General features: G+C 65.4%; 18 protein-coding genes. 6 read left to right on the forward strand and 12 right to left on the reverse strand.

The window, feature by feature from the left end; genetic code table 11:
• Positions 1-4: 4 nt before the first annotated feature.
• From rsmA to ABIC17_RS08100, 4 genes are all read right to left on the reverse strand, one after another.
• On the reverse strand, positions 5-847 hold the full coding sequence (gene rsmA / locus ABIC17_RS08085) for a 16S rRNA (adenine(1518)-N(6)/adenine(1519)-N(6))-dimethyltransferase RsmA (RefSeq protein WP_354280794.1): 843 nt from the start codon (positions 845-847) through the stop codon (positions 5-7).
• Positions 844-1,929, reverse strand: a complete 1,086-nt coding sequence (pdxA, locus tag ABIC17_RS08090; protein WP_502958428.1) for a 4-hydroxythreonine-4-phosphate dehydrogenase PdxA — start codon at positions 1,927-1,929, stop codon at positions 844-846. Before pdxA ends, rsmA begins: the two co-directional genes overlap by 4 nt.
• Positions 1,856-3,277, reverse strand: coding sequence for a peptidylprolyl isomerase (locus tag ABIC17_RS08095; protein WP_354280796.1), 1,422 nt, complete (start codon positions 3,275-3,277; stop codon positions 1,856-1,858). The genes pdxA and ABIC17_RS08095 overlap by 74 nt, the downstream gene beginning before the upstream one ends.
• A gap of 100 nt (positions 3,278-3,377) precedes the next feature.
• Positions 3,378-5,621, reverse strand: coding sequence for an LPS-assembly protein LptD (locus ABIC17_RS08100; RefSeq protein ID WP_354280798.1), 2,244 nt, complete (start codon positions 5,619-5,621; stop codon positions 3,378-3,380).
• A 167-nt stretch (positions 5,622-5,788) separates the two neighbouring features.
• Here ABIC17_RS08100 and ABIC17_RS08105 point away from each other — a divergent pair, with 167 nt between their 5' ends.
• The 4 genes from ABIC17_RS08105 (at position 5,789) to ABIC17_RS08120 (ending at position 8,855) form a co-directional block, all read left to right on the forward strand.
• A complete protein-coding gene (locus tag ABIC17_RS08105) occupies positions 5,789-7,261 on the forward strand; it encodes a leucyl aminopeptidase (protein ID WP_354280800.1) in 1,473 nt (490 codons plus the stop codon).
• 118 nt (positions 7,262-7,379) lie between these two features.
• Entirely contained in the window at positions 7,380-7,823 is a 444-nt protein-coding gene (locus ABIC17_RS08110; RefSeq protein ID WP_354280802.1) for a DNA polymerase III subunit chi, read from the forward strand.
• Between the two features lie 86 nt (positions 7,824-7,909).
• On the forward strand, positions 7,910-8,332 hold the full coding sequence (gene ndk / locus ABIC17_RS08115; RefSeq protein WP_031393391.1) for a nucleoside-diphosphate kinase: 423 nt from the start codon (positions 7,910-7,912) through the stop codon (positions 8,330-8,332).
• On the forward strand, positions 8,325-8,855 hold the full coding sequence (locus tag ABIC17_RS08120; protein ID WP_354280805.1) for a GNAT family N-acetyltransferase: 531 nt from the start codon (positions 8,325-8,327) through the stop codon (positions 8,853-8,855). Before ndk ends, ABIC17_RS08120 begins: the two co-directional genes overlap by 8 nt.
• 5 nt (positions 8,856-8,860) lie before the next feature.
• On the opposite strand, the gene ABIC17_RS08125 is transcribed toward ABIC17_RS08120, so the two are convergent.
• Both ABIC17_RS08125 and moaA read right to left on the reverse strand, forming a co-directional pair.
• A complete protein-coding gene (locus tag ABIC17_RS08125) occupies positions 8,861-9,640 on the reverse strand; it encodes an NAD kinase (RefSeq protein ID WP_354280807.1) in 780 nt (259 codons plus the stop codon).
• Positions 9,637-10,647 (reverse strand): GTP 3',8-cyclase MoaA, encoded by a 1,011-nt coding sequence (gene moaA / locus ABIC17_RS08130; RefSeq protein WP_354280809.1) that lies wholly within the window; start codon positions 10,645-10,647, stop codon positions 9,637-9,639. Before moaA ends, ABIC17_RS08125 begins: the two co-directional genes overlap by 4 nt.
• Positions 10,648-10,794: 147 nt before the next feature.
• Here moaA and ABIC17_RS08135 point away from each other — a divergent pair, with 147 nt between their 5' ends.
• Positions 10,795-12,750: a putative bifunctional diguanylate cyclase/phosphodiesterase gene (locus ABIC17_RS08135; RefSeq protein WP_354280811.1), complete on the forward strand. Its 1,956-nt coding sequence runs from the start codon at positions 10,795-10,797 to the stop codon at positions 12,748-12,750.
• Between the two features lie 18 nt (positions 12,751-12,768).
• Here ABIC17_RS08135 and mfd read toward each other — a convergent pair whose 3' ends face one another.
• Positions 12,769-16,221, reverse strand: coding sequence for a transcription-repair coupling factor (gene mfd, locus ABIC17_RS08140; protein WP_354280812.1), 3,453 nt, complete (start codon positions 16,219-16,221; stop codon positions 12,769-12,771).
• Between the two features lie 122 nt (positions 16,222-16,343).
• Entirely contained in the window at positions 16,344-16,610 is a 267-nt protein-coding gene (locus ABIC17_RS08145; protein WP_354280814.1) for an FAD assembly factor SdhE, read from the reverse strand.
• 85 nt (positions 16,611-16,695) lie between these two features.
• Between ABIC17_RS08145 and recG the strand changes: the two genes are divergently transcribed.
• Positions 16,696-18,753: an ATP-dependent DNA helicase RecG gene (recG, locus tag ABIC17_RS08150; protein WP_354280816.1), complete on the forward strand. Its 2,058-nt coding sequence runs from the start codon at positions 16,696-16,698 to the stop codon at positions 18,751-18,753.
• 29 nt (positions 18,754-18,782) lie between these two features.
• On the opposite strand, the gene tyrS is transcribed toward recG, so the two are convergent.
• The 4 genes from tyrS to serS form a co-directional block, all read right to left on the reverse strand.
• A complete protein-coding gene (gene tyrS, locus ABIC17_RS08155; RefSeq protein ID WP_354280818.1) occupies positions 18,783-20,009 on the reverse strand; it encodes a tyrosine--tRNA ligase in 1,227 nt (408 codons plus the stop codon).
• Positions 20,010-20,062: 53 nt separating this feature from the next.
• Positions 20,063-20,956: a peptidoglycan DD-metalloendopeptidase family protein gene (locus tag ABIC17_RS08160; protein WP_354280820.1), complete on the reverse strand. Its 894-nt coding sequence runs from the start codon at positions 20,954-20,956 to the stop codon at positions 20,063-20,065.
• A 373-nt stretch (positions 20,957-21,329) separates the two neighbouring features.
• Positions 21,330-22,094, reverse strand: a complete 765-nt coding sequence (gene surE / locus ABIC17_RS08165) for a 5'/3'-nucleotidase SurE (RefSeq protein ID WP_354280822.1) — start codon at positions 22,092-22,094, stop codon at positions 21,330-21,332.
• Positions 22,094-23,374 carry a serine--tRNA ligase gene (gene serS / locus ABIC17_RS08170; RefSeq protein WP_354280824.1) on the reverse strand — a complete coding sequence of 427 codons (1,281 nt, stop codon included), beginning with the start codon at positions 23,372-23,374 and terminating at the stop codon, positions 22,094-22,096. The genes surE and serS overlap by 1 nt, the downstream gene beginning before the upstream one ends.
• Between the last annotated feature and the right edge of the window lie 286 nt (positions 23,375-23,660).

The following is a 23,660-nucleotide window of genomic DNA, read 5'->3' on the forward strand; positions in this document are numbered from 1 at the left end:
CGGGCTATCCGAGCGCGCGGGCAACCGCGACGAACTCTGCGACGCTGACCGTTTCCGCACGGCGTGTCGGATCGATGCCCACCGTCTCCAGCGCGTTGAGCGCGCCGGGCACCCCTTTCAGGCTCTGCCGCAACATCTTGCGCCTCTGCCCGAACGCCGCACCGGTCAGCCGTTCCAGCGTGGCGAAGTGGACATCCTCGGGAGCCGTCTCGGGTACGATATGCACCACCGCCGACATTACTTTGGGTGGCGGCGTGAAGGCGGAGCGGTGCACCGGCATCGCCAGCGTCGCCTTGCTCCGCCACTGCGCCAGTACCGCGAGCCGCCCATACGCATCGTCATCGGTCTTCGCGACGATCCGGTCGGCGACCTCGCGCTGGAACATCAGCGTCAGGCTCTGCCACCACGGCGCCCAGTCCGCGGACAGCCAGCGCACCAGCAGCGCCGTGCCGATATTATAGGGCAGGTTGGAGGCGATGTGCGGTTTGCCCTCGAACAGCGGCACTGCGTCGATTTCAAGCGCGTCGCCTTCGATCACCCGCAACTGGCCCGGGAAGGCTTCGCTCAACTCCGCCAGCGCCGGAATACAGCGCCTGTCGCGCTCGATCGCGGTGACCCGCGCCCCTGCGGCGAGTAGCGCACGGGTCAGGCCACCCGGACCCGGTCCGATCTCCAGCACTTCCGCGTCGGTCAGGTCCCCCGGGATCCGCGCGATCCGCGCAAGCAGTTGTGCGTCGAGCAGGAAGTTCTGCCCGAGCGCCTTGCTCGCGGCGAGCCCGTGACGCGCGATGACGTCGCGCAGCGGGGGAAGGTCGGGGCGCACCGGGCGCGCGTCGCTAGTCGTCACGCGCCGATCGCGGCGCGCCGGTCGGCAGCGTCGCCCGCCAGGCGGATCGCCGCGATCATCGCGCCGGGTTCGGCGATGTTCTCGCCCGCAATGTTGAAGGCCGTTCCGTGATCGGGCGAGGTCCGCACGATCGGGAGGCCGAGCGTGATGTTGACGCCCTCGTCGAAATACAGCGTCTTGATCGGAATCAGCGCCTGATCGTGATAGCAGCACATCACCGCGTCATAGGTCAGCCGCGCGCGCGGGTGAAACAGCGTATCGGCGGCAAACGGCCCGGTCGCCGCGATCCCTTCGGCACACAGCTGGGCGACCGCAGGCGCGATGATCTCGATTTCCTCGCGCCCGATCGCGCCGCCTTCACCCGCATGCGGGTTGAGCCCCGCGAACGCGATCCGCGGTGCCGCGATCCCGAAATTGCGCGTCAGGCCACGTGCGGTCGCGCGCCCCTTGGCGACCAGCAGATCAATCGAAAGCAGCGCGCCGACATCCGCCAAGGCCACGTGCGTGGTGATCGGCACGACGCGCAGGTCTGGCCCGGCGAGCATCATCACCGCATTCTCGCCAGCAATGCCGCAGCGTTCGGCGACGAATTCGGTCTGTCCCGGATAATTGAAGCCGATGTGATAGAGTTGCGCCTTGGACACTGGTGCCGTCACCAGCGCACGCGCCGCGCCGGAGCGAACCAGGCCCGCCGCCAGTTCCAGCGCACGCAACGCGCACCGTGCCCCCGCCACGTCGGGACGCCCGGGAATGATCTCGCCGCCGTCCTCGACCGTCAGGACAGGCAGAGCATGATCGAAAACGCCGTTCGCAGCCGCCGGATGCAGGATCGTTTCGACCGGGCCGTCCCATACCGCCGCAATCGCGCGCGCGTCGCCGGTGGCGAAGAACGCCGGAAGTCTGGCGTCCTTCCGCTTCATCCACGCCTTGGCGAGGATTTCCGGACCGATTCCGGCGGGATCACCCATCGAGACGACGAGCGGTGCCGAAGGCGTCGAGGCGAGGAGATCAACGATATTCGATGATCGCGTCGCGCCGCAGATCGCGCAGCAGCTGGTTAGCGCGCAAATTGGTGCGGGCATTTTCCATCTGGCCGCGAACCTGCTCGACGCCAGGGACGGTGCTGCCCGACGCTTCGTCGCGACCGCACAGAACGAGCGAGCGGATGCCATCCTTGGCTGAGCCGAATGGCGGGGTGGACTCACCGACGCTCAGCTTCGCCATGATGTCGCGCAGCGCCGGCGGAAGATCACGAATGCGAACCGAATCGTTGTCGACCACTTCAGCACCGAGCGCCGAAGCGACCTTGGCGACTTCACCGCACCCTCGGATCGTCTTCGACAGCTTGGCGAATTCGGTCACCCGCGCATCGGCCTGCGCCTGCGAGATGCCATCGGGGAAACGGACGCTCAGCTGCTTCAACGTCAGACGCGAGTCGAGCGGATCGGCGACGCCGACCTTGCGCGTGTCGACCAGGTAGATGATCGAGAAACCGCCCGGTACCTCGATCGGTCCGGCAAGATGCTCGGGCTGCATGTTCCGGATCGCCTCGACCAGCGCGGGCGGAAGCTGCGCAAGCTGGTTCTCGTTGAGCCAGCCCAGATCGCCGCCGGTCGATCGCGTCGATGCTTCCGACATCGCGCCGGCGTAATAGCCGAAGCTGTCCTCGCCCTTTTCGCGCTTCTGGATCGACGCCATGATTTGCTGTTCCTGCGCGAACACTTCCTGTGACCGGTCACCGCCCGCCGACAAATAGATCTCGCGCACGTGATATTCGGTCGTGCCCTGCTGCTTCTTCAGCTTGTCGATGATCGCCTGGACTTCCTCGTCGCCCACACTGATATCGACCTTGCGGCGGAGATAGCGGTTCCACGAAAGTTCGGCCTCGACCTGCCGCTTGAACGAGCGTTCGGACGAGCCGACGCTCCGCAGATAGGTGCGCATGTCCGCGGTGGATTTGCCGAAATTGCTGCGGACGATCGAATCGTAGCTCTTGTTGACCTCCTCGAGCGAGATCTTGACGTCGGCCGTCTTCGCTTCCTGGATCTGAAGCGTCTCGTCGATCAACTGACGGATCACGAGCAGGCGGTATTGCGCCATTTCCTGTTCGGACAGCTTCATGTCGCGCGCGGCAAGTAGGAAGGCGAGGCGCTGGTCGACGTCGGTCCCGGTGATCACCGTTCCGTTGACGATCGCGGTCGGCTTGCGGACGTTGGGATCGACCTTGCCGAAGATCTCCGGGTTGCTCGGCAGGTTGAGATTGCCGCCCCGGTCCACCGAGGAGGGCTGCGGGCCGCTGTCCTGCGGCGCGGCGTCGGGCGCAGTCTGCGCGATCGATCCCCCCGCCATAGCGAGAGACGCCGCGAGCATCGTGCCGAACCCGAAACGACGCATCGTCCGCGCCGTCTTGCGTGTAGTCGTCGTCACCAAATCCCAATCCCATCCCGCATGACCGAACCCTGGCCATGCCCCTAGTGCAGCCTTGTGGCTGAACCGTGGCTTAGCGGCCACAGTCTTTCGCCTGTCAGCGTTAGCGCCCCAAATTCTTGAACGCCAGCGTCAACAGATAGCTGTTGCCGCTGCGCGCATCGCCGGTGTTCCGGTAATCGCGCCGCCAGGTGACCCCGAGGCGAAGGCAATCGTCCTCATATTGGACGCCCAACCGATGACGAACCGGGTCGAACCCGTCCGCCAGCGACAGCGGATCCTCGCTGCGATTGGTCAGGTCGACCACGGTCGAGCCGAACGCTGACCAGAAGCGCTTGAACTGGATTCGGCCGCCGAGACGGACTTCCTCACGGTCGCGCAGATCCTCGATCGTCGGATCAATATTCCGGTTAAGCCGCAGATAGCCGACGAGAAAATACGTGCCGCGCGAGCCGACGGTCGCGTCGAATTCGTTGCGGCGCACCGCGAACCCATCCTTGTCGAGCCGGTAGCGGTGGATCACCGAGACGAAGTCACGGAAGCGCAATTCGGTTCGTCCAACCACATCGGACAGGCGACGCGACAATCCGGTGCCGTCAGGAAACAGCGTCGGGCGACTGTTGAGACGGTAACTCTGGCCGACGTTGGTGCTGAACGAGAGGCCGGGGAGATCGACCTGCCAGTCGGCCCCATAGGTAAACCGGGTAGAATCCTCGAACCGATCGTAACCGGGGAAACGGTTGAGCGCGAAGAGGTTCGAGTCCTCGAGATCGACCGAGCGCGCGTCCTCGTTGGGAATCGCCATCGTGCCCGTCTGGGGGGACGTCACGATCTGGAAGCGCGGGATCAGGCGCTGTGTCCCGCTCAAAAAAGTGCCGATCAGCGGATATTTGATGTCGACCGCGAACGCGCCGATCAGGCGACCGTGGAAACCATCTACGCCGCGATAGCTCGCGACCGATGTCGAGAGCGCGTCGTTGGTGTTGTAGACATCGCCACGACCGAATGCGGTGAACGTGACTTCCTGACCCCACGGGGTGATCTTGCGTAGATCCCAGCGCGCGCTGGTGAAGGCGCGTTGCGTATCCTGGCCATCGGTCCGCGAAATGGCGAGGCTGTTTACCTGAAACTCGAACGTGCCGCCGAGGAAGCTGTTGGGGATGCGGCGTCGGTAATCGATCTCGGGAAGCGCAAAGGGTTGGCTGCCCTGCGGGTCCGCCGCACGCAGCGTCTGCACATACCATCCGGCAATCGAGAAATAGCTGTTCTCGTCGATCCGCTCGACATTGATCGTCGTGCGCAAGCGATCGTCGCGCGAAATGTCGTACCGACGCAGGAACGTGCGGTCGCTCGCGAGGCGGAGCGATCCGGAAACGCTCCAGTTGGGATCGAGTTGGAAACGCCCCGACCCGTCGAGATACCCGCGGAACGAGTTGGGCGTGTTGGGCGGCGTCGGCAGCAGCAAATTGTTGCTGCGCGGGCTTGCCGTGACATAGCCCGCAATCCGGTACGCGCCGAGAGTGTTGAGTGCCTGATAGTCGGCTTGCAGCATCGGCAACACGCGGCTGAACACGCGCGGCGTCAGGGTCAGGCCGCGGTTGGGCGAAAGCGCGATGTGATAGGGTTGCGCGAATTCCAGCCCGTTGACGCGGCCATAGCGGAAGTCGGGGCTAAGCAGGCCGCTGTCGTTCCCCCCGCCGATCGGGTTGGAAAACGCCGGCAGCGGGATCGACGGCAGGCCGAACAGGTCGATCCGCGCGCCCTTGTAGTAAATTCGGCCACGTTCCGGGCGATAGATCACGCGGACCGCGGTGATCTTCCACGACGGTTCCTTCGGGCAATTCTCTGACGTCGTGACGGCGCAGGGCGTATACGCCGCATCCTCCAGCGTGACGGTCTCGTTGAGCGAGCGCGTGCCCTTGCGGGCTGCCAGTCGACCACCCTTCTCGAGAACGAGCAGCATGTTGTCGACCATGCCGTCTTTCAACGCATCGGTCAGTTCGATCGAATCGCCATAAGCGGTGTCGCCGCCTGGATTGACGATCGCGATGTTCCCCGTCGCGATGACCTTGCCGGTCTGGCGGTTCCACACGACCTTGTCGGCACGCAGGCGATCACCCGCCCGGTACATGCGGACGTCACCGGTCGCGGTGACGATCTCTTCGTTGATGTCATATTGCAGCGTCGCGGCGTTGAACTGGACCTGGTCCTCATTCGCGGGGGCGGCGGCCGCTGCTGCGGGGGGCGGCGGCGGGACGGTGCGCGTCTGAAGATCCTGCGCGACCGCGGGGAGGGCGGTCAGCGCGAACGGCGCGGCACAACTGGCGAGGAAAACGGCACGCTTCACGTCGGTAGAACATCCAAATGCGATGAGGCCGGCGGCCGATGGTCAATCAAGCCCTATCGCATCGACATGCACCCGCTGCAATCGCACAAAGCGCGCTTTGCCAGCGACCGCGCACTGGCCTAGAGACTGACGACTCATTGTGATTGATCGATCGAGGCTTGTTTTCCATGCATATCGAGTTTTCCAGCGCGGCTCCGGCATCCGATGCGACGCTTGCCTTCACCGTCGAAAAGGACGGAATGGCGCGGCTTGCAAGCTCTCTGGTCGAGGCAAGCGCGCTCGATCTGCTCAAGTCCGCGGCCAAGGCAAGCCGGTTCGAAGGCGAAACCGGCGCGATCGTCGAGACGTTCGTCGATCAGGGCGGCACCGCGCGTCGATTGCTGCTGATCGGCACGGGCGCCGGCAGCGAGATGGACTATGAAAAGGCTGGCGGCGCGCTGACCGGGCGCTTGCTCTCGTCCGGCGTGACTCAAGTCAGCGTTGATTTCGACAGCGCAGGCGCATCCGCCAAAGCGGTAGCGCGGTTTGCTGGCGCGGCGGCACAGCGGAGCTGGCGGCATGACATCTATCGCACCAAGCTTCCCGAGAAATCCAAGCCGACGCTGACCAGCATCGTGCTGCACAACACCCCTGAAGGTACCGATGCGGCCTGGGCACCGCAGAAGGCGCTGACCGAAGGGCTCGAGCTGACCCGCACGCTTGTCGCCGAGCCACCAAACGTGATCTACCCGGAAAGCTTCGTCGCCAAGGTGCTGGCCGAAGTCGAGGGCCTCGGCCTCGAAGTGACTGTCCTCGGCGAAGAGGAAATGCACGCGCTTGGCATGGGCGCGTTGCTCGGTGTCAGCCAGGGTTCGGTCAAGAACGCGCAGCTGCTCGCGCTTAAGTGGAGCGGGAAGGGTGCGGGCGATCCCGATCTGGCGCTGGTCGGCAAGGGCGTGACCTTCGATACCGGGGGCATTTCGCTCAAGCCCGGTGCGGGCATGGAAGACATGAAGTGGGACATGGGCGGTGCGGGCGCGGTCGTCGGCGCGATGAAGGCGATCGCCGGGCGCAAGGCGAAGGCGAACGTCATCGGCGTGTGCGGCCTCGTCGAGAATATGCCCGACGGTAACGCGATTCGCCCGGGCGACGTGCTGACCTCGATGTCGGGGCAGACGATCGAGGTGCTCAACACGGATGCCGAAGGGCGTCTGGTGCTGTGTGACGCGCTGACCTGGGTCCAGCGGACGCATCGCCCCAAGACGATCGTCGATCTGGCGACGCTGACCGGTGCGATGATCGTCAGCCTGGGCCACGAGCATGGCGGCTGCTTCGCGAACGACGATTCGCTTGCTGACCAGTTGCTCGCTGCAGGTAAGGCGTCGGGCGACCTGTTGTGGCGCTTCCCGATGGGGGATGCGTACAACAAGCTGATCGACTCACCGATCGCCGACATGAAGAACGTCGGCCCGCGTGGTGCCGGATCGATCACCGCAGCGCAGTTCCTGCTGCGCTACATCGAGACTGGGGTGCAGTGGGCGCATCTCGACATCGCGGGGATGGTCTGGTCGGATAAGGCCGGCCCGAATTACGAGAAGGGCGCGACCGGTTATGGCGTGCGCCTGCTCGACCGGTTCGTGGCGGATAACTTCGAGGACTGATCGGCCAACCGCTTCTGTTCTCCTGCGCAAGCAGGAGTCCAGAAGTTTGGTAAGCCGCAGGCGTTATGTTGCGTGACCCTGGGTTCCTGCCTTCGCAGGAACACGGCGAAGGAAAGCAATGCAGGTCGACTTCTACCACCTGACGCTCCAACCACTCGATCGCGTGCTTCCCCGGATCGCGGAGCGCGTGGTCGGGGGGGGCGGGCGGTTACTCGTTGTTGCCGAGAGCAGCGACCAGCGCGTCGCGCTCGACCGATTGCTGTGGACCTATGCGTCGGAAAGCTTCCTCCCGCACGCACAGGTCGTGGGGGATGACAGCGATGCGCGGCAACCGATCCTGATTTCCGCGCAACCGAACCCAGCCAACGCCGCCCGCAACGTCGCGCTCGCAGATGGCGTCTGGCGCGACGACGCGCTCGGCTTCGATCGGGCGTTCCATTTCTTCGATGACGAACGCATCGTCGAGGCCCGCGCCGCGTGGCGTGCGCTGGGCGACCGGGACGGCGTCGACCGGCGCTACTGGAAGCAGAATGACGAGGGCCGCTGGGAGCAGGCTGCCTGACCTGCAGGGCGCGGCTTGCATCGCTCAAGCGCCCCGACTAGGGGTCGCGCACTTTCCACAGTTCATCATCAAGGAGCTTCACGGTCATGGCCGCGAACCGCACGTTTTCGATCATCAAGCCCGACGCAACGCGTCGCAACCTGACGGGCGCCGTCACCAAGATGCTCGAGGAAGCCGGCCTGCGCGTCGTCGCGTCCAAGCGCATCCAGATGACCCGCGAGCAGGCCGAGGGCTTCTATGCCGTTCATAAGGAACGCCCGTTCTTCGGCGAACTGGTTTCGTTCATGATCTCGGGCCCGGTCGTCGTTCAGGTTCTCGAAGGCGAGAACGCGATGCAGCGTAACCGCGACATCATGGGCGCGACCAACCCCGCCAACGCTGAGCCGGGCACGATCCGCAAGGAACTCGCCGAGTCGATCGAAGCCAATTCGGTCCATGGTTCGGACAGCGACGAGAATGCCGAGATCGAGATCGCCTATTTCTTCAAGCCCGAAGAAATCGTTGGCTGATCCCAATTGGCGCGTGCGAGCGGCGGGGCCGGCGGATGCCGACGCCCTGTCGCTTGTCGCGTCGGCGACCTTTCTCGATACCTACGCCGGGTCGCTCGACGGCAGCGACATGGTCGCACATTGCGCCGCCAACAACCGGCCGGAGAAGTTCGGCGCCTGGATCGGCGACCGGCGCGATGCGGTGACGATCGGGGAGATCCTGCCCGGCTTCGCGCCCGTTGGATATGCCGTACTGACCGGCGGGATCGACCTGCCGGTAGCGCTTGAGCTCGGCGACATCGAATTGCGACGGATCTACACGCTGTCGCGCATGCGCGGTACGGGGCTAGGTCCTGCCCTGATGCAGCAGGTAATCGAAGACGCCGCCCGTTTGTCGTGCCGCCGGATCCTGCTGGGGGTCTGGGGCGAGAATCACCGCGCCCATCGCTTCTACGAGCGGCACGGCTTCACTGTCGTGGGAACACGGCAGTTCAAGGTAGGCAACGTCGTCCACGACGACTTGGTTTACGCTCGACCCGTCTGACGCAATCAGGCGGCGAACTGCTCCATCGTGATCCGGTCGTCGAGCGCGTGCTCCGGATCGAACAGCAGCGTCAGTTCGCGCGTCCGGTCGATCACGATTTCCACCAGCGCGACATCACGGATTTCCCGCTGATCAGCGACCGCGCTTACGGGGCGCTTGCCCGGTTCCAGCACGCGCAACCGGATCCGCGCCTTGTCCGGCAGGATCGCCCCGCGCCACCGACGCGGGCGGAACGGGCTGATCGGGGTCAACGCCAGCATGTTTGACCCAAGCGGCAGGATCGGCCCCTGCGCCGACAGATTGTATGCGGTAGAACCGGCAGGGGTCGCTACGAGAATACCGTCACACGCCAGTTCGGGCAGGACGACCCGGTCGTTGACCGTCACTTCCAGCTTGGCGGTCTGGCGGGTCTCGCGCAGCAGTGAGACTTCATTGATCGCAGGCAGCGCATGGACTTCGCCGCTGATCGTTGTGGCAGTCATGGAAAGCGGTACGACCTTGAACGCCTTGGTGCGCTCCAGCCGCCCGTCCAGCCCGTGCGATCGCCATTCGTTCATGAGGAATCCGACCGTACCGAGGTTCATCCCGAACACCGGCACCACGGGTTTGCGCCGTTCGAGCATCGCGTGGAGCGTCTGCAACATGAACCCATCGCCACCTAGTGCGACGATGAGTTCCGCGTCCTCCGGGGGGACCCAGTCGTGACTTTCGGTCAGCGCCTGGAATGCGGCCTGCGCAGACGGCGTCGGCGACGCGACGAGCGCCCGTCGCTGAGGGTCGCTCATCCGCCGGTAACGCTCATGTGCCGCGCGACCGCAGGCGCGGCCGCGTCGATGTCGAAATCGTGCCGTGCCGGCTTGGTCAACATTGCGCCATCGAGTGCTGCATCCAGTCCAGCGACGCCCTGTTCCCGCAACACGGCCTTCAGGTCCACCTTATCGTCATGGCCGAGGCACGTGTACAGTACGCCCTCGGTCGTCAGGCGAACACGGTTGCACGTATCGCAGAAATTGCCGGTGAGTGGTGAGATCAGGCCGAGCTTGGTCTTTGTCCCCTCGACGCGCCAATAACGGGCGGGCCCGCCGCTGCGATGCGAATCGCGTGCCAGCGAGAATTGCGTGGAAAGCCGGTCGAGGACCGCCGTCAGTGGAACGAACCGGTCGGCGCGGTCCTCATCGATCTGGCCAAGTGGCATGGTTTCGATCAGCGTCAGATCCAGCCCCTCCGCCATGCACCACTCCAACATCGGCGCTATGTGGTCCTCGTTCAGACCCTTCAGCGCGACCATGTTGATCTTGACCGCAAGCCCTGCATCGCGCGCCGCAAGGATGCCTGCCGTCACGCGCGCAACGTCGCCGTGCCGCGTGATGTAGCGGAAGGTGTCCGCGTCCAGGCTGTCGAGGCTGACGTTGATCCGCCGCATGCCCGCAGCGACCATAGCGGCACTATGCTCGACGAGCGCATTGCCGTTGGTCGTCATCGTCAATTCGTCGAGACCATGGCCGACATGCCGACCGAGCCGCCGGACAAGCTCGCCCACGTCGCGCCGCACGAGCGGCTCGCCGCCACTGAGACGGATCTTGTTGATCCCCCGCTCGATGAAGCGCTCGGCGATGATCGCAATCTCTTCGAGGCTCAGCAGAGCACTTCGCGGCAGGAACGTCATCTTCTCGGACATGCAATAGCGGCACCGCAAGTCGCACCGGTCGGTGACGGAAATCCGCAGATAGCTTATCGTCCGTCCGTGGCTATCCTGCAGCGGACGGTTGGGGGAAGGGTAATTGATCTGCATCGTCCTTGAGCTAAGCGTTCGGGTGGCGCGGAACAAGCCTGCCACACACCCTAGGCCATCGTGTTGTTATCTTCTAAACCCCGCACGGGCACATCTGCTCCCGCCGATCGAAGAAAGACGTCTCCCATCGCTCCGTCGTCCGCCCCGTTGTTCCTGCTTTCGTTCCGTCACCGCGACGAACTCGCCTCCATTGCCGCGGGGGCAGGGTGGCAGGTCGTCGCCGCGCGCCGTGCCGGTGGCGGGGAGCGGCGCTTCCTCTCGTGTGGCGCGGCGGTCGCCGTCGTCGACGCGCGCGGGGCCACCGCCGAGGGCATTGCCGCGACCGCGGCGCTGGGCGGCGCTGTCGAGGCGAACGGCGGTGCGCTGCTGACGCTTGTCTCGCGCGGGGAAAACGCATCCATCACGGCGCTGTACGATGCAGGGGCGACCCATTTTCTGGCCAGTCCGTTCAGCGATGCGGAATTCCTGCAGGCGTTGCGATTCGCGGCACGGCATGCGGAACGCATGGCGCGCGAATGGCATACCGGCGCGGTGTTTGAACCGCTCGGCTGGCGGTACACGATCGCGGATCGCTTCCTCGCTTTGACCCCCGGACTGGCCGCCTTGCTCGCTTGTCCGGAACGGCCGACCGTCCGTGGCATCCTCCGGTTGCTGGACCGTGACGACCGGGTCGCTGCGATGGCGGCGTTCCGCCGTATGACGCAAGCGCGATCCGCGACCGCGTTCGCGCATGATTTCGATGGCGTAGGCCGGATCGTCCAGCATCTGCAGTTCGATCCTGTCGCGGGCAAGATCGATGGCGTGGTGGAACCGCTCGGCAGTACGCCCGAGCCCGCCGCCGAGGTACGGGAGGCACTGTCGGGCGCGCGTGATGCCGGCAGCGCGCGTCGCTGGATCACGCGGCATCTTGGCGAGGACGCCAGCGCGCCGCTGCACTTGTTGCTGATTGCGCTCAACCGGTTCGAGACGGTCAACACCGCTTACGGGCGCGTGGCGGGGGATGCGTTGCTGCGGTCCGCGCAGACCCGCGTCAACGATGCAGTCGTCGAGATGCTCGGGCGCGACGCGCTGGTCGCGCGGATGGGTGGTTCCACGTTCATGGTCGCAACCCAGGCTCCGCGGGTGCGGGTGGACCTCGCCGCGGAGCGAATCGCCGCCGCGCTCACCCGCCCGTTCGTCAGCGGTGATACGATTGCAGTGCTCGGCTGTCGGATCGGTCTTGCGGAAGCGGGACCGCAGGATGACGCCGCACGGCTCCTGCGCCGTGCCAGCGAAGCGCTGGCCGAAGCACGCGAATCGGACAGCGCCACGCTTCGTGTCGCCGAGGCCTATGGTGGGGGAGCTACGATCGACCGGTTGGCGGTCGAACTGCATCACGCGATCGAACGCGGCGACATCGGTATCCTGTTCCAGCCGCAAGTCGCGGTCACGACCGGACAGATCGTCGGCGTGGAGGCGCTTGCCCGATGGCAGCATGCGACGCTCGGTACGATCGGGGCGGAAATGCTGTTTGCCGCCGCGCAGCGCGCCGACCTAGAGATCGGCCTGTCGGATCATATCCAGCAACTGGCGCTTTCGCTGGCAGCGAACTGGCCCGAAACGCTCGGCGAATTGCGGCTCTCGCTCAACCTGACCGCCGCAGACATTGCCCGCCCGGGGTTCGCCGACGTCTTTCTGGACCGCGTCGATGCGAGCGGTTTCCCCCGAACCCGCCTGACCCTGGAAATCACCGAGAGCGGATTGATCGAGGACCTTGGCATCGCGGCTGCTTTGCTATCGCTGTTCCGCGGTGCCGGGTGTCGTACCGCGATCGACGATTTCGGAACGGGCTATTCGAGCCTTGCCTATCTCAAGGCGTTGCCGCTCGATTACCTGAAGATCGACAAGAAGCTAGCGCAAGACATCACCGGCTCTCCGCGCGACCGGATTGTCGTACGCGGCGTCATCGACATGGCACGGTCGCTCGGGCTGACGGTCATCGCGGAAGGGGTCGAGACCCCCGAACAGCTGGAGGGGCTGGCGAAGGAAGGGTGCCAGATCTACCAGGGCTTCCTCTGTGCCGAGCCACTGACGGAGGAAGCGCTGGTCGCCTTGCTCGCCTGATCCTAGCGGGAGCGGGGATCAGCCCGCAGCGCGCGCCAGTCCCTTCGACAATTGCAACGCCCCGTGCAGGCGGGCCTTGGGGTCGCCCCAACTGCGCGTCACGACCAGCTTCGAATCGGGACGAAGTCGCGCCACCCCGTCGAGCTTTGCAACCCACGCCAGCAGCCCCTGAATGTTCGGCGGCGAATCGTTGAAGAACGACACCAGCGCGCCCTTCGGCCCGACGTCGATCTTCGACACGCACGCCTTTTTCGCGTTGAGCTTGATCTCGATGAGGCGGACGAGGTTCTCGGTCGGCCCCGGCAGCGCGCCGAAACGATCGATCAGTTCGGCAGCGAAGCCTTCCAGCGCATTCTGGTCCTCGACATCGTTGAGGCGACGATACAGCCCCATCCGCAGGTCGAGATCCGGGACATAGGTCTCGGGGATGAGGATCGGCGCGTCGACCGTGATCTGCGGCGAGAAGTCCTTCGGGCGGAGGCGCTGGCCCCCGGCCTTGGCGTCCATGATCGCCTCTTCCAGCATCGACTGGTAGAGTTCGTAACCAACCTCCTTGATATGCCCCGATTGTTCGTCGCCGAGCAGATTGCCCGCGCCGCGCTGGTCGAGATCATGGCTGGCGAGCTGGAACCCGCCGCCGAGGCTGTCGAGGTCGGATAGGATCTTGAGCCGCTTCTCGGCGGTCTCGGTCAGGATCCGGTCGGCGGGCGTGGTGAGATAGGCATAGGCGCGCGTCTTGGCGCGGCCGACGCGACCACGAAGCTGGTACAGCTGTGCGAGCCCGAAGCGATCGGCACGGTGGATGATCATCGTGTTCGCGCTCGGGATATCGAGCCCGCTTTCGACGATCGTGGTCGAGACGAGCACCTCGAACTTCTTGTCGTAGAAGGCGGACATACGCTCCTCGACCTCGGTCGGCGACATCTGCCCGTGTGCCACGACGAAGCGCACTTCGGGTACGGATTCGCGAAGGAATTCCTCGATATCCGGAAGATCCTTGATCCGTGGGGTGACGAAGAAGCTCTGCCCGCCGCGATAATGTTCGCGGAGCAACGCCTCGCGCAGCACGATCGGGTCCCACGGCATGACGTAGGTGCGGACCGCGAGGCGATCGACCGGCGGGGTCTGGATCACCGACAGTTCGCGCAGGCCCGACATCGCCATCTGAAGCGTGCGCGGGATCGGCGTGGCGGTCAGCGTCAGGACGTGGACGTTGGCCTTGAGCGACTTGAGGCGTTCCTTGTGCGTCACCCCGAAACGCTGTTCCTCATCGACAATGACGAGGCCCAAGCGTTTGAAATCGATGCCCTTCGCCAGGATCGCGTGCGTCCCTACGACGACGTCGATCGTCCCGTCGGCAAGGCCTTCCTTGGTCGTCTTCGCTTCGCCCGCAGGCACCAGCCGCGACAGCCGCCCGACGTTGAGCGGGAAGCCTTCGAGCCGTGCCTTGAAGTTGTTGAAGTGCTGACGCGCGAGCAGTGTCGTCGGGCAGACGACCGCGACCTGCAACCCCGCCATCGCGGCGGCAAAGGCGGCACGCAGCGCGACCTCGGTCTTGCCGAAGCCGACGTCGCCGACGACGAGCCGGTCCATCGGCGTGCCCTTTTCGAGGTCGCCCATGACGTCCTCGATCGCACGATCCTGATCCTCGGTTTCCTCATAGGGGAAACGATCGACGAACGCGGCGTAGCCACTGTCGCGCTCGATCGTATCCGCCGGTCGCAGCGCGCGTTCGGCGGCGGTCGCAATGAGTTCGCCCGCGATTTCGCGGATGCGCTCCTTCATCCGGCTCTTGCGGCGCTGCCAGGCTTCGCCACCGAGCTTGTCGAGGCTCGCGCCGTCGGCGTCGGAGCCGTAGCGGGTTAGAACCTCGAGGTTCTCGACCGGCACGAACAATTTGTCGCCACCCGCGTAGGTCAAGGCGACGCAATCATGGGGCGCCTGGCCGACCGGGATCGAAGTCAGGCCTTCATAGCGGCCGATGCCGTGGTCGGCGTGGACAACCAGATCGCCCGGTGTCAGCATCGCCAGTTCGGCAAGGAACGCATCCGCCGATTTCTTACGCTTGTTCCGGCGAACGAGCCGGTCGCCGAGCATGTCCTGCTCGGTCAGCAGCGCGACTTCGGGGCCGGAGAAACCATGATCGAGCGGCAGCACCAGCAACGCGACCGACTTGACGCCGACACCGAGCGCCTGCTGCCAGCTGTCGACCTTGACCGTGTTCGTCAGTTCGTGATCGGCAAGCAGCCCGGCCAAGCGGTCGCGCGAGCCGGTCGAGTAGCTGGCGAGGATCGCTTTCTTGCCGCCTTTCCGTAGCTTGCCGAGATGCTCTACGACCGCTTCGTAGATATTGACGCCACTCGCACGCTCCGGGCCGAAGTCGCGCGGACCATCGACGCCAAAATCGAGCACGCTCGCGCTTTCGGGTTCGTGGAATGCCGTGATGCGGTGCGCCGGAGCAGCATCGAGCTGTTGCGCGAAATCCTTGGCGGTCAGGTACAAGGCGTCTGGCGGAAGTGGCCGGTAGCTGCCCGGGTCGCTCGACTGCGCCTTGACGCGGTTGCCGTGATAATCGGTGATCGCCTCGAACCGTGCCTCGGCTGCCGCGACCGCGCCCGCATCGCGGACCATGACGGCATCGTCGCCGAGATGGTCGAACAGCGTCGCCATTTTTTCCTCGAACAGCGGGAGCCAATGCTCCATCCCCGCGAGACGCCGCCCGTCGCTGATCGCCTGATACAGCGGGTCACCGGTCGCGGTCGCGCCGAACCGCTCGCGATAGCGCGCGCGGAACCGCTTGATACTGTCTTCGTCGAGCAGCGTTTCCGATGCGGGGAGCAGGACGAAGCCGTCGATGCGCCCGGTTGTGCGCTGGTCGGCGGGGTCGAAGGTACGGACGCTTTCGATCTCGTCACCGAAGAAATCGAGCCGAAGCGCCTGCGTTTCGCCCGACGGATAGAGATCGACGAGGCCACCGCGCACGGCGAATTCGCCAGCGTCGGCAACGGTTTCCACGCGGACATAGCCATTGGCTTGCAACAAGGTGGCAAGCCGATCGCGCCCGATCCGCTCCTTCGGCGCGAGCCTGGCGACGAGTTGTCGGATGCGAAACGGGGTGAGCGTGCGTTGCGCGACCGCGTTGACGGTCGTTACCAGCAACTGCGGGCCATCGGGCTTCTGCTGAAGCCGGTGGAGCGTCGCCATTCGCTCCGCCATCACGCGGAGCGTGGGGGAGGCGCGGTCGTAGGGCAGGCAGTCCCATGCAGGGAACGTCAGCACCTCGAGTTCGGGCGCGAACGTCTGTGCGGTCGAGGCGATCGCGCGCATCGCGGCCTCGTCCGGCGCGACGAACACCGCACGCGCCTTGGCCGCGCGCGACAGGTCCGCGAGCAGCCACGGCTCGAATCCGGTCGGCACGCCGGCGAGCGTCAGCGGGGTCTTGGCAGTGAGGATCGTCTGAAGGTTGGGCATTCTTTTCTTTCTCCCTCTCCCCGCTTGCGGGGAGAGGGTCGGGGAGTGGGGCAGTCACAGGCAGCAGCGCACGATACTGCCCCTCTCCCCAACCCTCTCCCCGCAAGCGGGGAGAGGGAGATTTATCTGGCGATCGGCACGTAATTGAGTTGCTTCAACGCTTCGACGATCGACCCGGCATAGCGGTCCGGCGCGGGTTCCATACCGATCGCCCAGGCCATGATGTCGACGTCCTGCTCCTCGATCAGTTCCTCGAACAGCGCGATCTCGGCATCGTCCCAGCGCGCGTGCGCGGAATCGAAGAACCCGCCGATCAGCAGGTCGGCTTCCTTGGTGCCACGATGATGGCTGCGGAAATGCAGGCGCTTCAGGCGGATATCTCGGTCCATGCGGATCCCAACGACAATTGCCCGACACCCGCGCGCAGGTGCTGGCGGCGGGGATCGGGGAGGGGTAAGAGCGCTTCAGATAGACATGCGACCCGACATCCTCAATCCATTGTTCGCCGAAGTTACGGCATTGAAGGGCATCGGCCCCGCGCTGGCGAAGCCGCTCGACCGCCTGGGCCTCGCGCGCGTGGTCGACGTGGCGTTCCACCTGCCGACCGGCTGGGTCGATCGCTTGCCACGCGACGAGCTCGACATGGCCGATTCGGGGCGGATCATCGTCATCACGCTGACCGCGGTCTCCTACCGTTCGAGCAACGGGCGCGGGCCGACGCGCGTGCAGGCGACCGACGCAAAGGGCAATCACGTCAGCCTCGTCTATTTCGGCGGGCATCCGGGCTGGGCGAAGAAGCTTGCGCCGCTGGGCGAGACGCGGCGCGTGTCTGGGCGGCTCGAGCATTACGGGCAGGACCTGCAGATGGTCCACCCCGACTATGTCCTGCCGCTCGACGAAGCTGGCGACATGGCCGAACGCGAAGCGATCTACCCGCTGTCCGAGGGGATATCCTCGCGGCGGATGAGCCAGCTTGCCGCGCAATCGGTCGAGCGCGCGCCGGATCTGGCCGAATGGATCGAGCCCGGGCTGCTCGCGAAGAACGAATGGCCCACATGGCGCGAGGCCTTGGCGCGAATCCACGCGGACCCCGCCGATGCCAAGGCGCGCGAACGGCTCGCCTATGACGAACTGTTCGCCAACCAGCTTGCGCTGATGCTCGTCCGCCAGTCGTCTCGTGCGCGCAAAGGGCGTGCTCTCGCGGGCGACGGGCGGCTGCGCAATGCGTTGAAGTTGCCCTACGAACTCACCGGCGCACAAGCGCGGACGATCCGCGAGATCGAGGGTGATCTGGCGCAGGCGCAGCCGATGTTGCGGCTGCTTCAGGGCGATGTTGGCTCGGGAAAAACGCTGGTTGCTGCTCTTGCCATGCTGGTAGCCGTCGAAGGTGGTGCGCAGGCGGCGTTGCTTGCGCCGACCGAGATCCTTGCGCGGCAACATTACGATTCGCTGCGAAGGCTGCTCGGCGGGCTGCCGATCGAGATTGCGGTGCTGACCGGGCGCGACAAGGGACGCGTGCGCGAGGGCGTGCTGATGGGGCTGGCTGCGGGGCAGATCCATATCCTGATCGGCACCCATGCGATCTTCCAGGAAACCGTCGCTTACAAGGACTTGGGTCTGGTTGTTGTCGACGAACAGCATCGCTTCGGCGTCGCGCAGCGGATGTTGCTCCAGGCGAAGGGGCGCAGCCCGCACTTACTCGCGATGACCGCAACGCCGATCCCGCGGACGCTCACTCTCGCAAATTACGGTGAGATGGACGTCAGCCAGCTCGACGAGATGCCGCCCGGGCGGCAGCCGATCGAGACCCGCGTGATGTCCGAGGATCGCCTGCCCGACATCGTCGAGGCACTCGGGCGGCATCTGGCGGATGGCGGGCAGGCCTATTGGGTGTGCCCGCTGGTCGAGGAAAGCGAGAAGAGCGACATGGCCGCTGCGGAAGCGCGTGCCGAGATGCTGCGCGGGCGCTTCGGCGATGCGGTCGGGCTCGTCCATGGGCGGATGAAGCCGGCCGACAAGGACGCCACGATGCAGGCGTTCTCCGAGGCGCGCCACGGCGTGCTGGTGGCGACCACGGTGATCGAAGTGGGGGTCGACGTCCCCAATGCGACGCTGATCGTGATCGAACACGCCGACCGCTTCGGCCTCGCGCAGTTGCACCAGCTGCGCGGACGAGTCGGGCGCGGTGGCGGCAAGTCGAATTGCCTGCTGATCCGCGGCGGGAGCCTCAGCGAGACGTCGCGGGCGCGCCTCGCACTGATGCGCGAGACGACCGATGGGTTCCGGATTGCCGAGGAGGATCTGCGGCTGCGCGGCGCGGGCGAATTGCTCGGGACGCGGCAATCGGGCGAGGCTGGGTTCCGGCTGGCGACGCCCGACATGCTGGCGACCTTGCTGCCGGTCGCAACCGACGACGCGCGGCTGCTGATCGATCGGGATGGGGGGCTGGACGGCACGCGCGGCCAGGCGGCGCGCACCGCCTTGTACCTGTTCGAACGGGATGCCGGGGTGGCGCTGCTCCGATCGGGGTAATACCCCGCCGCCGCTATTCCCGGACGCGCCTAGGCGCGCACGAGGACGCCGTGGTTCTTCTTGCCCGCGGAAACCCGCACCGGGTCCGCTCCGACGGTGATGATCATTGCCTCGTCGCTGATCTTGTCCGCGCCGATCCTGGCCCCGCCGCCCTTGATCAGGCGGCGCGCTTCCCCCTTCGACGCGGCGAAGCCAAGGCCAATGAGCGCATCGACGATCCCGATGTCGCCGGTCACCGCAAACGTCGGCAGCGACCCGCCCGCGCTGCCCTCCTCGAAAGTCTTGCGCGCGGTTTCGGCGGCTTCCGCTGCCGCGTCCACGCCGCGACACATCGCCGTCGCGGCATCGGCGAGGATCTTCTTCGCCTCATTGATCTCGGCCCCCTGCAGCGCTTCCAGCCGCGCGATCTCGTCCAGCGGCAGATCGGTGAACAGGCGGAGGAACCGACCGACGTCGCGGTCGTCGGTGTTGCGCCAGAACTGCCAGTAATCGAAATGCGGCAGTTGATCCTCGTGCAGCCACACCGCGCCCGCCATCGTCTTGCCCATCTTGGCGCCGTCCGCGGTCGTGATCAGCGGCGTGGTGATGCCGTACACCTCGGTCGAGTCCATCCGGCGCGCGAGTTCGATCCCGTTGACGATGTTGCCCCACTGGTCCGATCCCCCCATCTGCAGCCGGCACTCGGCGCGGCGCGACAGTTCGAGGAAATCGTACGCCTGCAGGATCATGTAGTTGAATTCGAGGAAGCTCAGCGACTGTTCGCGGTCGAGCCGGAGCTTTACCGAATCGAATGACAGCATCCGGTTGACCGAGAAATGCTGCCCCACGTCGCGCAGGAACGGGATGTATTCGAGCGCGTCCAGCCACTCAGCATTGTCGAGCATCACCGCGTCGGTGGGTCCGTCGCCGAACCTCAGGAAGCGTTCGAAGATGCGGCGGATCGAGGCGACGTTTGCCTTGATCCCGTCCTCACCGAGCAGTTTGCGCGCTTCGTCCTTGAAGCTCGGATCACCGATCTTGCCGGTCCCGCCGCCCATCAGCACGATCGGCTTGTGCCCACTCTGCTGGAGACGTCGCAACAGCATGATCTGCACCAGGCTGCCGACGTGCAGCGACGGTGCGGTCGGATCGAAACCGATATAGCCCGGCACAACCTGCTTGCTCGCCAACGCGTCGAGCGCAACGGCGTCCGTCAGTTGGTGGATATAGCCGCGCGTCGACAGCAGGCGGAGCAAATCGGAGGAAAAGTCGGTCATGCGCGCTGCTCTACAAAAGTCCGATCGTTGCGTCACCCTGCCACGAGCAGGGATCAGATCGCGGGCAATTGTCGCTGCGGGTCGATCGGCGTGCGGCCTTTGCGCATTTCGAAATGAACCTCCGGGCGGGGCGCTCCGCCCGAATCGCCCGACATTGCGATCGTCTGGCCACGGCGGACCGCTTGCCCACGCTGGACGAGCAATTTGCTGGCGTGGCCATAGACGGTCGCCCATCCGTCGCCATGCCGGATGATGATGACGTCGCCGAGCTGCGGAATGCCGCCGCCGGCGTAGGCGACGACTCCGTCTGCCGCCGCAAGTACGGGCGTTCCGCGCGGCACCGCGATCTTGACGCCGTTGTAGCGTTCCCCGCTCGCGCCCGGTCCGAACCGCGTCACGATCCGGCCGTGCACTGGCCAGTCGAACCCGCTGGTCAGTCGGGCGGGCGGTGCGAGTGCCTGGGTCGGTGCCAAGATGCGAGCAGACGAGGTCGAGGGCCGGGCAGGGCGTTGGTTCGCGGCAAGCGCGGGCTCGCTGCCGGTCACGAGATCGTCGATATCGAGCGTGAAGGCTGCGGCGCGTTCGGCGGCGGTACTGCGGGACGACGTTCCCGGGATCAGCACGCGCATGCCGACGCGAAGCGTATAGGGCTCACGCAGGTCGTTGGCGGCAATGATCCGCGACCAATCGACCCCATAGGCGCGTGAAATCGCGATGCCGGTCTGGCCAGCGGCGACCCGGTGATAGCGTCCGCCGGGAATGCTCAGCCGCTGCCCCGTTCGCACGATAAACGGCGCGGCAAGACCGTTGGCTCTTGCGATCGCTTCCGATCCGGCCCCGGTGCGATCGCCGATCACGCTAAGGGTATCGCCGGGGCGGACAACGTACGTCGACGGGTCGACCTGCTCCGCCGAAGGGGCGACGGGGCGGGCTTGCCATGCTGCCATCGCAGGGGTGCCGCTGCGATCTTCTGCACTTGGACGACCCTGCTGCCCGGATCGATACCCCCCTTGGGGTTCATACGGTCGCTGATCGTCGCGCGGCACGTACCGGCGCGGCTGGGGCTGTCGCGTGGTACGGGTTGATGGTCTGCGCGCTGACGGGGGGTGACGAACGGGTGCCTGGCGATAGCTTTCGTCTTGCTGCTCGCGCGGCGAATCCTGTTCGACCGGCTGCTGCCGTTGTGCCTGGTGTGGCGAAGACGCTGGACGGGGATATCCGACTGCGGGTGGATCCTGCGGTGGAATACAGCCCGGCAGTGCGAGGGCGATCATCGCAACGGGAAAGACCATCATGCCGAAGGGTCCTTGCCGCATCAGCTTAGCCGTACCGTTCCGCCAGCATGGCAAGCGACGGACGGTGCGTCATGTCGAGATGGAGCGGGGTGACGGCCACGTACCCGTCGGCAATCGCTTCCAGATCGGTCGCGTGTGCGGGCGTCTGGACCGTCTGGCCAAGCGCGAACCAGTGATATTCGTGCCCGCGTGGATCGCGATTGGTGACGATCTGCAACCGACCGTAATCGCGTAGCCCCTGCTGGACGATCTTGATGCCCTTGACCGCGTCCGCCCCAAGCGGCGGGAAGTTGATGTTGACGAGGCTGCGGGGCTCTAGCGGTGCCTCCAGCAGCGGGCGCAGCGCGCGCTCGCCCCATGCCGCCGCCGCCTCGAACGACACGGCATCTCCCGCACCGCCGCGGCTGTACACCTGACTGAGGGCGATCGATCGAACACCCGCAAGTGCACCCTCCATTGCTGCCGATACCGTCCCTGAATAGGTTACGTCCTCGCCCAGGTTGGCGCCGCGATTGACTCCGGAAAGGATCAGATCGGGCTTGTGATCCTGCATGATCCGAGCGAGCGCCATCATCACCGCATCGGTCGGGGTTCCCGCGACCGCAAAACGCTTGTCGCCATGTTTTCGCACGCGGATCGGGCGGGTGAGCGTCAGCGAATGCCCCGCGCCCGACTGCTCGTCTGCTGGCGCCACAACCCAAATGTCATCCGACAAACGCGCGGCGATGTCCTCCAGAACCTTCAGTCCAGGGGCGTGATAGCCGTCGTCGTTGGTCAGCAGAATCCGCATCAGCGGGCCGGTTCCAGTAGTGTCATCCCGCCGAGATAGGGCACGAGCACGTCCGGCACGGCAACCGTGCCATTCTCCTGCTGGTAATTCTCCAGCACCGCGACCAACGTCCGACCGACCGCTAGTCCCGAACCGTTGAGGGTATGGACGAAGCGCGTCCCTTTCTCTCCCTCGGGCCGGTAGCGCGCGTTCATGCGGCGCGCCTGGAAATCGGTGCAGGTCGAACAGCTCGAGATCTCCCGGTAGCGATCCTGGCCGGGCAGCCACACTTCGAGGTCATACGTGCGTGCGCCCGTGAACCCCATGTCGCCGGTGCACAGTTTCATCCGGCGGAAGGGAAGATCGAGCGCGGTCAGGATCGACTCGGCGCAGGCGGTCATGCGCTCGTGCTCGGCTTCAGAAGCGTGCGGCGCGACGATCGAGACCATCTCGACCTTCTCGAACTGATGCTGCCGGATGAAACCACGCGTATCGCGGCCCGCCGCGCCCGCTTCGGACCGGAAGCAGGCGGTGAGCGCCGCAAAGCGAAGCGGAAGTTCGGCTTCGCTGAGGATGCTGTTCGCGACGATATTGGTCAGGCTGACCTCGGCGGTCGGGATCAGCCAACGACCATCGGTGGTGTGGAACAGGTCCTCGGCAAACTTCGGCAACTGTCCGGTGCCGAACAGCGCTTCGTCACGCACGAGCAAGGGCGGGACGACCTGTTCATACCCATGTCGATCCGACAGCGTATCGAGCATGAACTGCCCAAGCGCCCGGTGCAGCTTCGCCGCAGCCCCGCGCACCAGTGTGAACCGCGCGCCCGACATCGCGGCACCGGTCTCAAAATCGAGCCCGAGGGGCGGTCCGAGGACGTCATGTTCGACGGGTGCAAACGTAAAGAATGGGGGCGTCCCATGCTCGGAAACGATCACGTTATCGTTTTCGTCGGCACCCTCTTGCACGTCGGGCAGGGGTACGTTGGGCAGGATGGCAAGACGCTCTTGCAAGGCATCCCCAAGCGATTTCGCCTCCGCCTCGATCGCCGGGAGGCGCTGTTTTAACGCGGCGACCTCCTGCATCAACTCGGACGACGTCGCTTCGTCCTTGGCGGCTTTCGCCGCGCCGATCGCCTTCGATGCCTCGTTGCGCCGCGCCAGCGCCACCTGCGCTTCGGTGGTCAGCGAGCGATGGCGTTCGTCCAGGGCGACCAGTTCGGCGGCAATGGGGGCTACGCCGCGGCGTGCGAGGGCGGCGTCGAACGCGGCGGGATCGTCGCGGATCAGGCGGATATCGTGCATCGCGTGGCTATGACGCCACCCCTGCAGCGAAGCAAGACGCCGCGCAGCGAAGGCGTGCGTCATACGTCAACGACAGTCCGCTGCATCAGAAAGTGGTGCGCTGGATATTGAGTTGCAAATGGTATTCCACGGTGTCGATACCATCGCCGAATGGACGGTGACGGTTGTCCTGCAATGACACGGCGGTTCGCGCAATAAACACCGTGGAACGGGCGAGGCGGTCTTATCGCATACGATTTGCAGGCGAATTCGCAATCTTTCGCTAAGAAACCGTCAACGCTTTGCA

Origin of the sequence: Sphingomonas sp. PvP056 (assembly GCF_040549155.1) — a bacterium.
Taxonomy (GTDB): Bacteria; Pseudomonadota; Alphaproteobacteria; order Sphingomonadales; family Sphingomonadaceae; genus Sphingomonas.